General features: G+C 33.8%; 6 protein-coding genes. All 6 read left to right on the forward strand.

What is annotated here, in order from left to right; all coding sequences use genetic code 11:
- The first annotated feature begins 33 nt into the window (after positions 1-33).
- Complete coding sequence (gene murF / locus NAB20_RS00675; protein WP_127823795.1) at positions 34-1,317, forward strand: UDP-N-acetylmuramoyl-tripeptide--D-alanyl-D-alanine ligase; 1,284 nt, start codon at positions 34-36, stop codon at positions 1,315-1,317.
- 329 nt (positions 1,318-1,646) lie between these two features.
- Positions 1,647-2,342: an outer membrane beta-barrel protein gene (locus NAB20_RS00680; protein ID WP_105196077.1), complete on the forward strand. Its 696-nt coding sequence runs from the start codon at positions 1,647-1,649 to the stop codon at positions 2,340-2,342.
- Between the two features lie 18 nt (positions 2,343-2,360).
- Positions 2,361-3,086, forward strand: a complete 726-nt coding sequence (locus NAB20_RS00685; RefSeq protein WP_375605339.1) for an outer membrane beta-barrel protein — start codon at positions 2,361-2,363, stop codon at positions 3,084-3,086.
- A 124-nt stretch (positions 3,087-3,210) separates the two neighbouring features.
- Positions 3,211-5,124 carry a T9SS type A sorting domain-containing protein gene (locus NAB20_RS00690; RefSeq protein WP_375605340.1) on the forward strand — a complete coding sequence of 638 codons (1,914 nt, stop codon included), beginning with the start codon at positions 3,211-3,213 and terminating at the stop codon, positions 5,122-5,124.
- Positions 5,125-5,136: 12 nt separating this feature from the next.
- Positions 5,137-14,778, forward strand: a complete 9,642-nt coding sequence (locus tag NAB20_RS00695; RefSeq protein WP_375605341.1) for a SpvB/TcaC N-terminal domain-containing protein — start codon at positions 5,137-5,139, stop codon at positions 14,776-14,778.
- Complete coding sequence (locus NAB20_RS00700; protein WP_375605342.1) at positions 14,756-15,547, forward strand: toxin-antitoxin system YwqK family antitoxin; 792 nt, start codon at positions 14,756-14,758, stop codon at positions 15,545-15,547. The genes NAB20_RS00695 and NAB20_RS00700 overlap by 23 nt, the downstream gene beginning before the upstream one ends.
- Positions 15,548-15,560: the final 13 nt, after the last annotated feature.

Below are 15,560 nucleotides of genomic sequence, written 5' to 3' on the forward strand. Positions count from 1 at the left end.
TGCGGGATTTTATTTTTTTAGTACTTTAGCCTTATGAAAATAGAAGAATTATATCAATGCTTTTTACAATGTGATTCCATTACTACGGACACAAGAAAAATAACACCAAACAGTCTGTTTTTTGCTTTAAAAGGAGACCTTTTCAACGCTAACGAATTTGCACAAGAAGCACTAAACAAAGGAGCCCTTTTTGCTGTTGTAGACGAAAAAAAATACTACACAGATGAAAATAAAATGTTTCTCGTAAACGACTCTCTTAAAAGCTTACAAGAACTAGCCCATTATCATCGAACTCAACTAGGTTTACCTGTTATTTCACTTACAGGAAGCAACGGAAAAACCACAACTAAAGAACTTATAAACTGTGTTTTGTCAAAAAAATACAACACCGTTGCTACACAAGGAAACCTTAATAATCACATAGGAGTCCCTTTAACCCTGCTTTCGATAAAAGAAGACACCGATATAGCAATAGTAGAAATGGGAGCCAATCACCAAAAAGAAATCGAATTATTATGCAATATCACCTCTCCTGACTTTGGCTATATAACTAATTTTGGAAAAGCCCATTTAGAAGGCTTTGGAGGCATAGAAGGCGTGATAAAAGGCAAAAGCGAAATGTATACTTACATAGAAAATCATCACAAAACTGTTTTTATCAACCTAGATGATCCTATTCAAGAAGAAAAAACACAAAAAATCAATCGCTATACATTTTCAACAAATAACAATAAAAAAGCAAATATTACAATTCAAAAAATCGAAGCAAATCCATTCGTAAAAATAGAATATAACGGAATTCAAATACAATCCAACCTAATCGGAATATATAATTCTAATAATATTAATGCGGCTATTACCATCGGGAAATATTTCAACATTACGGACAACGAAATTAAAGACGCTATCGAAAATTACATTCCAAATAACAACCGTTCCCAACTAATAGAAAAAGGAAACAACAAAATAATTTTAGATGCTTACAATGCTAATCCAAGCAGTATGGCTGCCGCTCTGAGCCATTTCCAACAGCTAGACGGTTCCAAAATTGCCTTTTTAGGTGATATGTTTGAACTTGGCAACGAAAGTCTAGAAGAACACAAAAAAATAATAGAAAGTATCATTAATACAACAAATATTCAGTTTTATTTCATAGGCAAAGATTTTTACTCTTCAAAAATTGAAAAAGAACATATTTTTTATTACGCCTCATTTGAAGATTTTATTAAAAATAAACCTAACGAAATAAATAACACCACCATCTTAATAAAAGGCTCTAGAGGAATGGCTCTTGAACGAATTTTGGAAATTATTTAATTCCAAATTAACATATCAGCCATTGCTTATACAAAAATAATTACTCCTTTTCCTAAAACAAGACCTTTTAACAACTTAACAAACTGTATAAATCTCTTTAAATTTATACAGTTTATACCTAATTTTTAATAAATTTACAAACTTTTAACAAATCCTTTTGTTTTAACCTCCAACCTAAACAAGTAAACTTTTTTAGAACAAAATACACAATAATCACATAAAAACACTTTCAACACCTTATCTTTTAAAAAAACATCAAAACAATCATTTAATAAAAAAACAGATAAAACTATATTTTTATAGAATTTTCTTATTTTTGAAAAAAAACAATGAAAAAAATTATATTTCTTACAATCTTTCTTTCTTTTAATAAATTTTACTCACAACACACAGAATCTTTTACATACGGTTTAAAAATAGGCGCAGTACATTCGTCATTTAGTAATCTTCCCGAAATGATTGTAGGCAGAGACAATTCTTTAACTCATTTTAGTCTAGATTCTAAAGGAAGTTACGGAGTGGAAGGCGGTTTCTTTGTAAATGCTAAATTACCCAATACAAGAGTAGCCTTACAAGGTGAAATTCTTTACAGAAATTCAGGAGATAAATTAATATTCAATAATACTTTAGATAAAAGTTACACTTTAAGTTTTGATTATTCTTTTATTACCATTGGAGCCATTTATAAAATATACCCTTATAAAGGCTTTAATGTAGGAACAGGCGTATTTTATTCTAAAAACATAAACCCTAGCAATATAAATTACACTTCTAATGAGTACGATGGAAGATATGATACTACGAAACGACAATTTTATAGAGACGCATTAGTAGGTAGTGATGACTTTAGCTTATCTTTTTCATTAGGATATGAATTACCCTATGATTTACATATTGAAGGCCGATATTATTTAGGGCTAGGTGATATTATAAAAAACAAAACGGCGTCATTTCAATTTATAGAAAATTACAACAGAAGCTCTATCATAGGCCTTTCTATAGGGTATAGTTTACATAATTGGTAACATTAAAAAATCAACAACATGAAAAAAATTATATTTCTTTTATTTTTTACAATAGTTACTCATAGTCAAATTGGGAAAGAAATTAGTTACGGTCTTTACGCAGGTGCTGTATACTCCAAAATGAATAATATACAAAACACAATAATTCCTCCTAACATTTACACTAATTTTTCCACAACCGAAAAAGACAAATTCGGGGCTCTAGTTGGTGTTTTCTTAAATTGGAAATACCCTCGAGCCAACATAAGTTTTCAACCTGAAATATTTTACAGTCGCCAAGCTACTGATTTTAATTACAACGACAGTAAAGGACTAAATTATCAAATAAAGTTTGACTATCAGAATTTAAATTTAGGCTTTTCATTCAAATATTATATACATGAAGGTTTGTACTTAGGCATAGGCCCTAATGTTGCTCTAAATCTTAACAGGAATAATATTCGTTATACTTCTAATGGAGCTGAAATGGAACAAAAGTACGGAGTCTCATTTACTCCTGATCCCATTGTACAAAAAACATTAAAAGAATCTCTTGAAGGAGCCGACTATTTTCAAGGTATTTTTGGAATTGGTTATGAATTTGAAAACAAATTAGTTCTTGGTTTTCGATATCATTTAGGTTTAACGGATGCTCTAGAAACTAAAGAAAATGGACACCGATTTATAGATAATAATAATAAAACCAACGCCTTTTCATTGCACATAGGATACAAATTTGATTTTGATGATTCAAATAATTTCTAGCTGTATTTTGTTTTTTTGTGATATTATTAAAATCATTACTAATAGTATAAAAAATAGGCAATACAATACAGCATTGAGGTAAAGGTATTTATTCTGTATTATAAATAACAAATAAACGACACGCATGAAACTATATATCCCCTTTTTTATCCTTATACTATCGATAAAAAGCTTTGCTCAAAAAGGTCCAGCACAAGTCAAAAATCCCTACATTTGGATAACAGCAGATAAGAATGAAAATCAGTTTATTTTAAGAAATCAATTACATTCTAATTCTATATTATTAAAAAAGAAGGAAGGTGTTTTGACAAATAATCATCCCAGTATATTTTTTGATGCAAGCCAAGATACTCTAACATTTGATATAGCAAAAATAGATTATCAAACTATTTTTCTCGTTTATAAAGTAAAGGACAGTTTAACAGAACAAGTATTATGGAATATAGCGGATCAATCAAAAAACATTACTTTAACAACCACCGAAAGATTAGCGAACCTTTCTAATTTTAAATACAATTCATTAAAAAACAAGTCCGAATATTCCTCTGCTATCCATTTTTATCAACATACGAAATCGAATTTAGGTAATAATAATAAATACCAAATCTCTATAGGTAAAATAAAACACAACCTAGCAATACCCGCTCATTCTTTAAAAGGATACATTAGTGAAATTATCATGTATGATAGATTTCTTAATAGTAAAGAAATTAACAAAATAGCAAGTTATTTAGCTATAAAATATGGTATTTCTTTATCTCAAAATGAACTCCAGAATTACACAAATAGCAAAGGAAAAATCATTTGGAATGCTCTTGAAAACAAACACTATTTAAATCATGTAACCGCTATAGGTAAAGATGAAACATCACAACTCTACCAAAGTAAAAGTCGTAATATTGAAGATGATTTAACAACTATTGATTTAAGTTCTATTCAGGAAAGTGTTCCTGATAATAGCTTTTTATTTTGGAGTGACAATGCTAAACCATTAAAATTTAAACAAGAAGAAGGATTACCTAAACTACTAGAAAGAAAATGGCTTATGTGCATCGATTCGACTATCGATAGTCATAAAATAAAATGGCAATTTAATTTAAAAAAAATAACAAACTTAAAAGAACCCGATACAAAACCCTGGCTAGTGATAGATCCTACAGGTAAAGCAAAATGGGATTCTGACGAAATAATATATAAAAAATTAGAAGAAACCTCAAATGGAACTACAACCCTAAGCAATTACAATTGGGATGGTAAAAAAAACAAAAAAATCGTTTATACTTTTCAAATGGCACCAGATATGTTTGCTAGAGTAAAAATTACTCAGCCTAAATGCGGAATATCTGATGGTTTTTTAAAATATACAATTATTGGAGGCAAAGCTCCTTATACTATAACATTAATAAACTACGACACTAAAAATGTTGTTAAAAAGTGGGTTCATGATGGTAACGCCTCAAACATAGCTGTACATTCGGGAAAATATAATTATATAGTCGTTGATGCCAGTGGAACCATTTATGAACAAAAAATATTTATTTCAGATCAAGATATAACAAGTCCTAAACTACAAGAAATATTTACCCTAAATGATACTCCAATAGTCATAAATGCAAACGATTATCTACCAGAAGGAAACTATCAATTTCAATGGTTTTTAAACAAAGAATTGATTACCAATGGCAACTCCATAATGTTAACGAATCCAGGCGATTATCAATTAATTACAAAACATGCCAATGACTGTGAAACGGTTACAAACTTTCGAGTAGAGGAGAAAAATAATAGTAAAAACAATCAAATAATAGCATTACCCAATCCTAGTGAAGATGGCCATTTTAAAATTTTTGGAAACTTCAACACGATTACAAATGCAACACTCTATATATACAACTCAGCTGGAGCCCTAATAACAACTGAAAAATGGTCTGGAAAAACCCAATATATATATAACGGCCATATTCCTACAAGTGGCGTTTATATAGCAAAAATAAGTACAGCAGAAGAAGAAAAATCAATAAAAATAATAATAAAATAAACTATTACTAGAATGAGCAAGAAAATATACTTATTTTTTCTATTAATTGCCGGCATCGTTTTCGCTGCAAATTTTAAGTCAATAAAGAAAACGATAATAAATAGACCTACAAAAGTTAACTTAATAGCAAATAAAAAAACTTTTTCAAATGCCATCTCATCTAAAGTTGCAATACATAAGGCAGATATAAAAGAAGGAGTTATAGGCCTTAATTCAAGCCAAATAATAGATGATGCCTTTGATAATTTGTTTCATATCCAAATAAACCAATTACCTACTAATGATGAAACAGTATTCTTAGAATACGACTTATATGGTTATAAAAATGGAACATCTATTATTAAGAGCATTAATAACACCCCAAGTACAGGAGGAAACTTTATTGTAAAAGGGAATCAATGGTTACATCAAAAAGAACAGATAAGCAATAGTGTAATAAAAAAAGGAAATAATGTACTTTTTTTTAATGCTCCAGAAATAAAAAACAACCAATATAAAATAAAAAACATTACACTAAACTTCTACAAAAAAGAAAATGCGCTTCAAAAATTTGAATTATTTCGTTTTGGAAATAAACTTTACATTACTGGATTTCAACCTGAAAAAAACACAACATTATATATAAATGACAAAAAGATTAATACCATTAATCAGCGTTTTGAAACTGAAATAGACTACACGAATCAAAAAGAAATAACCTGTATAAAAAAAGAAAACAACACAAGCACTATAATTCCTATATCTATAAATAACTTTATACCTGTAGATTATTACATTCCTTTATATAATAAAAACATAAAAAAAGAGCATACAATAGGTATTAATGGCGGGAGTATAAACCATTCAAACGCTCATTTTTATTTAGAAAAAGATATCATCAAAAAAAATACATTATTTTCCATTGAAACCCTCCATTCAAGAGATATTGCGCCGTTAAACCCTTCAATGGTTAATGTAACTCAAAATTCATTTGCTTACAGATTATTACCCCACGGAATACAATTCAAAAAACCTGGCAAACTCACCTTACCTTACGACAAAAAATTAATTCCAGAAGGATACACAGAAAAAGATATAAATCTTTTCTTTTTTGATGAAAAGAAAAGACTATGGAAAGAGATACCTAAAGACACACTATTAGCCCATGAATCTAAAATAACAGGAAAAACCACCCATTTTACCGATTTTATAGCAGGTATTATAAAACTACCTGAATCACCCGAAACATCTGGCTATACCCCTACAAGCATCAAAGATTTAAAAGCAGCCTCTCCAGCCGTAGGCATAACCCCTATTACCCCTCCTGCTGCAAATCCGAACGGCAGTACTAGTACTAATTTCCCTATCGAAATTCCAAAAGGCAGAATGGGCATGCAACCCTCATTAGCCTTACAATACAGTAGCGAATCTGACCATAGCTGGACTGGGCTAGGATGGGCAATAAGTCTACCAAGTGTAACTATAGAAACCCGCTGGGGAGCACCAAGATACGATGGTAGCAAAGAAACCGAAAGTTATACCCTAGCAGGTGAGCCCCTCTTACCTAACGCTCATAGAGAAACTTGGACCGATAGACAAACCGATAAACAATTTTATCCTAGAAAAGAAGGTGCTTTTCAAAAAATAATCCGTAAAGGAAATAATCCTACCAATTACTATTGGGTAGTAACAGACAAAAGCGGTACAACAACTTACTATGGTGGTACTCCATCAGGTATAAATAACACAGCTATTTTACAAGATGCCAATGGCAATATAGGCCATTGGGCAATTACTTTACAAATTGACTTAAAAGGCAATACCGTAGCATACGAATACGAAAAATCCGAAGGCGAATTATATATCAAAAAGATATATTATACCGGCAAAAATGACCAAAAAGGAGCATACAGCATACACTTTATTAAAGATACCGATTTAGGAGAACCTACTAGAGAAGATGTACAAATAGCCGCACGATTAGGCTTTCAGCAAACCTCTAATAAACTATTACGAAAAATAGAAGTCAAATTTAAAGACCAAATGGTTCGTAGCTATGAACTTACCTATAAACAAGGTGCTTTTAAAAAAACATTACTAAAAGATATAGGAGTATATGACACAAAAGGGAATCTCTTTTATAAAAACGCCCTCGATTATTACGACGATGTACGCGATGCTAATGGCAACTATATTCCTTTTGGAGAAGAACAAAACTGGAGCGTGCCTAATGACGGTATTACACCTGCTTTTGCTGCTTTTAAAGAATTTAAAGGCACACACACTCTTACAGGAAGTTCCCGCTCTATTTCAGGAGGTTTTAATTACAGAGTCGGAGTCGGAGTTACAGGAGTAGGCTTCTTAAATGAAAATACTTTAGGTGGACAAGGAGGAAACAACTGGAGCAATACCTCTACCTATGTTGCCTTAGAAGATTTAGACGGAGACAACCTACCTGATAAAATTTTCACCAAAGGAGATAAAGTTTACTTTAGAAAAAACCTTGGTGCAACAGGTATAAACCAATTTTCAGACACATACCATGTCCTTAATATTGGCAATGTTGGATTTTCTAGAAGTTATTCCTATAACTACGGTGTCGATCTAATTTTAGGCTTTGGGCAATTGGGTGGTAATTTAGGATATGATCGACAAATATCAAAAAGCACTACCACTAGTTATTTCATGGACTTTAATGGTGACGGACTTACTGATTTTGCTGATGGCGGAACCGTTTATTACAATCGTTTGGTTAATGGCATTCCTACTTTTGCACCTAACAGTACAGGAACCCCTTCTCCCATAGTGAATGAAGGCGAGTTATTACTAACAAGCAATACACAAAACTCCGAAGCCGAAATAGTAAATAAAAACCCATTACACGACATCGTGCGTGTATGGCAAGCCCCAACATCTGGAGTTATACAAATCACTCATGTATATCAATTACTAGAAGACACTTCCACTGACAGACAAAATTATAAAAACAATAACGGTTCAGATAAAGCGGATGGCGTAAAATTATATTTTCAACAAGATAATAATTTAATTTGGTCCGAAACTATTGGAGCAACAGATTATGCAGCAAAACAAAAACAAGACAATCTTTTTGTTACCAAAGGGCAACATCTTTATTTTAGAGTAAGTTCTATAAAAGACGGTAATTTTGATAACATTATTTGGGAACCTACCATTAACTATCAAGATATAAACCCTAGCCATACGGATCCTAATGGTCTTAGTTTAAAAAGTTACAATCCTAAAAAAGATTTTTTAGTAAGTTCACAAGCGCTTATTATGACCCCAAAAGATTCTCCAATACGTTTTGATGGAATTTTTTCTAAAAAAACAACTTCCGATCACATCATTTTAAAAGTTATTTCTAACCGATTCAATGTAGGAGAAACAGTTATATTTTCTAAACAATTTTTAGCATCAGAAAACATTACATTCAATTTTAATACAATTCCTCTTACAAATGCCCTAAAAGGCGACGGCTTCAGCGTAATCATAGAATCTGAAACAAATATAGATTGGAAAAATTTGATATGTAACCCTACCATTATATACAAAGACCACTCTGATAATGAAGAAACAAAACCCCTAGAAGTTACACATACAATTTACAAACGAATAGACAACCAATATCTACTCAACCACATTATACCTACTACAAAAGGAAAAGCAACCTTTCATAATTACAGCGGAGTAATTTATATTAATAAAGTTAAACCTGATCAAAGTTTTAACAGCGACATACTAATAACCGCTAAACAAGAAGAAAAACTAGTAGCTAGAATTAGATATAAATTAATAGATGGATACCTAGCTTATACACCAAAAGCAATTGATTTATCGTATCCTTACGACAGTATTGTAGCTAATAAACCTATAAAAATAGAATACTATCTTAATAACAAAAATACATCCAACCTATTTCAACAAAATCGTTCTAGTGCATTTCTCATAATAAGAGATTCTGTCATAATAAAAAACAAAAAAACATTAGTAGAACACAATTATTTCAGTTCAGAAAACAGCTACTATGACAATTTTGATGATCTAGAAAAAAAATTAAAAATTAGACATAGAAATTGGGGCGTATTTCTAATTAACGGAAATCTAGCAGGCAACACCATTGACAAAAACCTTATAATATCAGATAAAAAACCGTATAATATTGACCCGAACAATATGCCAGACATCAGCGGAAACACATCTGTTACTCCAGGAACTCATGGACAATTTGAAGCCTCCAAAGAATACTTTATACAAGCCAGAGGAAATTACGCATTAAACAAATGGTTAGGAGCAGAAGACGCCATTTTTATTAAAGAAGAATATATTAGCTCCGCACGTCTAGGCGAAGATGATTTACAAAAATTCCTAGACACTTCGTTACCTACTGTTCAAGGAGGCGGCAGTCGAGCCTTATTTACCATCTCAGAATCCGCAAGTAATGCCTATGCTGCTGGCTTATCAGCAGGCCCTTTAGGTGCAGGTGCCAACTTTTCAGAAGGTAAATCAACAGTAATTGAAACCATGACCGATTTTAATGGAGATCGTTTTCCCGATTTTGTACGCAGCGGCAATGTACAATTTACCACACCTAGAGGAGGTTTGTCTAACCTACAAAATAATATTGGCGATTTTAGCGTATCCATTATAGGAAGTAAAGGCGGAAGTGTCAATGGTAAATATAGCCACGGAAGTCCCAATTCATCCAGTACAGAAACAAGTGCTAGAATTACAGTACAACAAAGCTCTAATAATAGTAAATCCAATTCCGATGCCCAAAAAGCAGGAAAATACCCTAGTATAAGCGGAAGTATAGGTACAGGAAATGATTACTCCCAAAAAATACACACCGACATCAATGGTGATGGCCTAACAGACCAAATTAATGATAACGGAGTGGTTCTATTCAATACAGGATACCGCTTTCTTCCTGATTACAATTGGAAAAACCTAGACAAAGGAATAAACGAAGGAGCTTCATCCGATTTCGGAGCAGGATTAGGCTTTAGTTTTGCCTCAGGCTCTATATCTGGAGGATTTTCTTATAACGGCTCTTCTAATGAACAATCTAAATCCTTTCTCGATATCAATACCGATGGATTACCCGATAAAATAATTTATACACAAAACAACATCCTCATTTTCCTAAACTTAGGAAACAGCTTTGACTCTACCCCATTACAATACCCAAAATATGCTAGTATGAGTAAAAACAAATCAACTAGTTATGGTATGAATGCTAGTTATACTTTCGGTCTTAATTTCCCTCCTATCCCTATCCGTTTAGCTTTTCAGATAGGAGCAAGTACCGGCAATTCCGTAAGCAAAATTGAATCTACTTTCAACGATATTAATGGCGATGGTAATTTAGACTACATAAAATCCGAAAACGAAGACAATCTTACCGTACGTCTTTCTAACATAAAACGTACCAACAAACTAAAAAGTGTAACTAACGCTATGGGCAATAGCTTTACCGTTGATTACGAATTCAAACCAAGCTCTTACGAAGCTAACGGAGCCAAATGGGTACTCAAAGAAGTAAACCTTTTTGACGGACACGCAGGCGATGGTGTAGATAACCTCATTAGCCGTTTTAGTTATGACAACCCTTATTACGACCGCCGTGAACGTGATTTTTATGGCTATGCCAAAATTACAACACAACAAATAAATGCTACCAATAATACCGTATATAACACCCAAATACAAGAGTTTTACAACACCGATTTTTATCGTAAAAACCTATTAAAAAACACTTTGTTGTTAGATAAAGACAATAAAAAATTACAAGAAACCAGCACTACTTATAGTATTACCAACGCACAAACCCAAGCCTCTATTGCTGAAGGTTTATTAAGCAACCCTGCCGCCGATTTATTATCCGTGTTTATTGCCCCTATACACACACAAGAAAAACACTACGAAGCAGGTACTACCTTTTTAGACAAAAACACCTATAACAAATATGATGCACAAGGTAATATTATAGAATACATAAATTTAGGAAATGGAACCCCACAAGATAAAGTAATCGCAAAAATAAGCTACCACAACAGCCTATCCCCTTATTACGATGGCATTCCTAAACAAATAGAAGTATTTACTATTGATGGCCTAAAACGCAAACGAGCTACCCAAATAAACCCCGCAACTGCCGAGGTTACTCAATTTAAAATGTATGCTAGCAACGACAAGGCAGCCATAACCGACATTGAATATGACGCTTATGGTAACATTGCCAAAATTACAGGTGCCGCCAATTACAAAAACCAACGGGCTCAAATTACTTATACCTACGACGATCAAGTGTATAGCCACATTACCCAAATACAAGACCATTTTGGGTATGTAAATAAAATGGAATACGACTACCGTTTTAATACCCCTATAAAAACCACCGATCGTAACGAACAAAGCACCCTATACACCCTTGATGACAAAGGACGTACCAGCTCCATACAAGCCCCTTATGAAATAGCCAGTGGCAAACCCTACACCATTGCCTACGAATATTACCCTACCGCACCCGTACCCTATGCCAAAACCCGAAATTACGATCCCGAACTAAACAAAGACATCGAAACCTACACCTATATAGATGGACTAGGACGTGCCCTACAGGTTAAAAAAACAGCCTCACTTTTTGGCGGTATAGATGCCCCAGACCAAGAGGGGCATATTATATCCGGCAAAGTCGTGTACGATGCTTTTGGTAGAGCCATAGAAAGCTTTTACCCTACCTTTACCACAACACTAAACAATAACTTTAGCACCGTAGCAAGCACCGTAAACCCTACTAAAACAGAGTACGATGCCCTAGGTAGAGCCATAAAAACAACCCTGCCTGATGGTAGCACCACCACCACCACGTTTGCCCTAGAAAATTTTAAAGGCATAAACACCTTACAAACCACACAAACGGATCCACAAGGTAAAATGACAAAAACCTATACCGATGCTACTGGCAAAAACATAGCCACTATACAATACGATACTAACAACGAGCTACTTACCCAGTTTAGCTACAACGCCCTTGGCGAAACGGCCGCTGTTATAAACACTATGGGACAAACAACCCTAAGCTCCTACGACTGGCTAGGCCGACGCACCCAATACATACACCCCGATGCAGGTACCACTTCTATTACCTATGACCTCGCAGGGAATATGACCAAAAAAGTAACCAGTCAAATACAACAAACCATGCCCGATGGCAATATAATATATGAATATGATTACAACCGATTAGAACATATAAAATACCCTCGATACCCACAAAACAATATAAGCTATTACTATGGTAGTGCTACCGAAAATGCCGCACGCCGTGGACGTATCTGGCTCGTAACCGATGCTAGTGGAGGTACCGAGTATTTTTATGGCAAACTAGGCGAAGTAGAAAAAGAAATAAAAACCCTACGCATAACCCCTACCGATAACCAAACCTATATTACCCAATACGAGTACGACACCTGGAACCGTTTACAAAAAATGATATATCCAGATGGCGAAGTACTTACCTACACCTATAACCGTGCAGGAAATTTACAAAAAATGCAAGGCACTAAAGAAAACCAAGCCTATGACTATATTAAACAACTAGCCTATGATGAGTTTGAGCAACGCAAATACTTAAAATACGGCAACGATACCCAAACCCATTACACCTACGACACCACCTTACGTCGTTTGCAACAACTCAACGTAAACAGTGGCAACCGTGCCATTATAAACAACACCTACACCTACGACCTTGTAGGCAATGTACTAGGTATAAAAAACACCGTCCCTATAATAGCCAATAGTTTAGGAGGCAGTAGCCAACAAACCTACCAGTACGACGATTTATACCGACTAAAAACCGCCACAGGTAGTTACAACGGCGAGAACAATCAGGCAGCCTACACCCTCGCCATGCGCTACAATAACATGCACAATATAGTAAGCAAAGAACTACAACACGAGGTAAATGGCACCCCTAAAGGCTACAAACTAGCTTACGAATACAACAACACCCAACACCCAAATGCCCCAAGCGGCATAACCGAAGACGGCAAACCCGAACCTCGCATTTACGAATACGACGGCAACGGCAACCCTACCCAATACCTAGAATTTAACAATTTTAGAAAAATGACCTGGGACGAAGAAAACCGCCTAATGGGCATAAACGACAACGGGCGTATGCACCTATACACCTACGACCACACAGGCGAACGCGTACTAAAAAGCAGTGGCGACACCCAAAACGTTAGTATAAACGGTGCACAAGCTGCCAGCATAAACCATTTTGATAATTACACAGGCTACGTAAGCCCCTATTTTGTAATAAGCAAAGGCAAATTTACCAAACATTATTTTGAAGGCGCAGGGCGTATCACCTCCAAAATAGGACAAGGTACCTTTGCACAACCCACCAAAATTACCGCAGGTGGGCTAAACTATGCCCAATTAAGTACCGAACAACAACAATGGTTAGACGATTATGTACGCAACCTAGGACTCCCTCCTGGTCCCCCTACACAGCAGGGGCTATACGCCAGTCCAGCCGCTACAGGACAGCCTTACCCAAGCCCGCCCAAACAAAACACCAACCAAAACCAAGAAACACCCGAAGGCTGGCCCAGACAACCTGTGTTTAATGCCCCAGGCAATGTACCAGGCCCTCCTATACAGTTTGGCGATCCTATAAAACCACAAACCGTAAACGCAGGCGATGGTTTTGTAGGCAATGGCCTATTTGAGAAAGATATTTTTTATTATCATAGCGATCATTTAGGAAGTACTTCGTATATTAGCACTATGAATGGGCAGCTATCACAGCATGTAGAATATATCCCTTTTGGAGAAGTCCTTTTTGAAGAACACGCCTCCTCTATTTCTATGCCTTATTTATTTAATGGCAAAGAATTAGATCGGGAGACTAATCTTACTTATTATGGAGCAAGATACTTGGATATGAAAACTTCTTTATGGCTCAATACTGACCCACTGGCGGAGAAATTCCCCAATGCTTCAGCTTATAATTATTGTCTTAATAATCCATTGATTTTTGTTGATCCTGATGGGAAAGCTCCAAATCCTCCAAAATGGTTGAAAAACTTTTGGAGAGAAGTAAAACAAACTTTAAAAGATGATTTTTCAAGTTACAAGGTTAACAAATTTAATAAAGATGTCATTGAACCCATTAAAAGTATAGCTGAAAAATTAGATAATTTAATACTATCTATCCCTCAAGAAAAAAATGACAAATTACAAGGTAATTCTAAAGGCCATTTTAAAAGAGGAATTAATTTTATTAATAAAGAAAAAAATGATCCTGCGGTAAAACGTGGTCTGGAAACAGCTAATTACGCTGAAAAAGTTGAAGATATGGATATTGACATTTTTGGATTATCAACAAATGGATTACAATCAATTGGAGATGGATTATTAGGTCATCCTAACAGAATTATAGACGCTATTGATAATATAGGTAGTTCTATTGATGCAGGATACTCCACTAAAGGAGCTTATAGTGATTTGAAAGAAGCTAATAAAAAAGAAATTAAACTTAACACTCAAAAAGACAACGACTATAATATCTCTTACGATAAAAAAACAAGGAATTATACTTTTACTAGAAAAGACGATGAGTTTAAAAAAACCAACTAAAAGAAATAAACTTTTATTACTAGCAGTAATTCTCCTTATATTAGTAATAACAAATATTTATTTTTACAATAAAGAGGACAAAATATACATATTAAAAGAGTATTCAGTAAAAGGCAAATTAATAGGTACTAATGAATATATAATTAGAAACGGTGATACCATTTTTCAAGGAAAGTTTATAAATTATAATGAAAGGGGAATAAAAATATCTGAAGGTCAATTTATAAACAATGAACCCTATGGAATTTGCAAATATTATTATGATAATGGGAAAATTGAATCTGTATATTTTAGAGAAAATAGCAAAATAAATTTAGAAAGTTTTGCTTATTATCCTGATGGCAAAATTAAACAGTATCGTATGTATTCTGATTTTGGAGCACCACTTCATACAACAAATTTCGATAAAGATGGGGTTACTGGCAGTTATAATGGAAGGCCTCATTTTGAAATACACCTTCACAAAATAGCGAATCATCAATACAAACAAATAAAAAATTCGTTTACATTAGGCGAAACCTTAAAATATAGCTATATCATTGCTAATATTCCAAAGACAAAACGTAGTATAAAAATAGAAAATATAAGCGTTGATAATTCAAAAGTCAAACGAACTTTAAAACATATAGAACCATGCCAATGGGATGTAGAAGAAGTTCTTACTAAAAAAGGCAAAAATACAATACAAAGTATCGTTAAATACGAGTTTAAAGATAAAGTTACCCCTGTTTTTATAGATACCCTTTCTTTTGATATAGAAGTACATTAAAAAATAAAGCCAC

Source organism: Flavobacterium davisii (assembly GCF_042182265.1).
GTDB lineage: Bacteria > Bacteroidota > Bacteroidia > Flavobacteriales > Flavobacteriaceae > Flavobacterium > Flavobacterium davisii.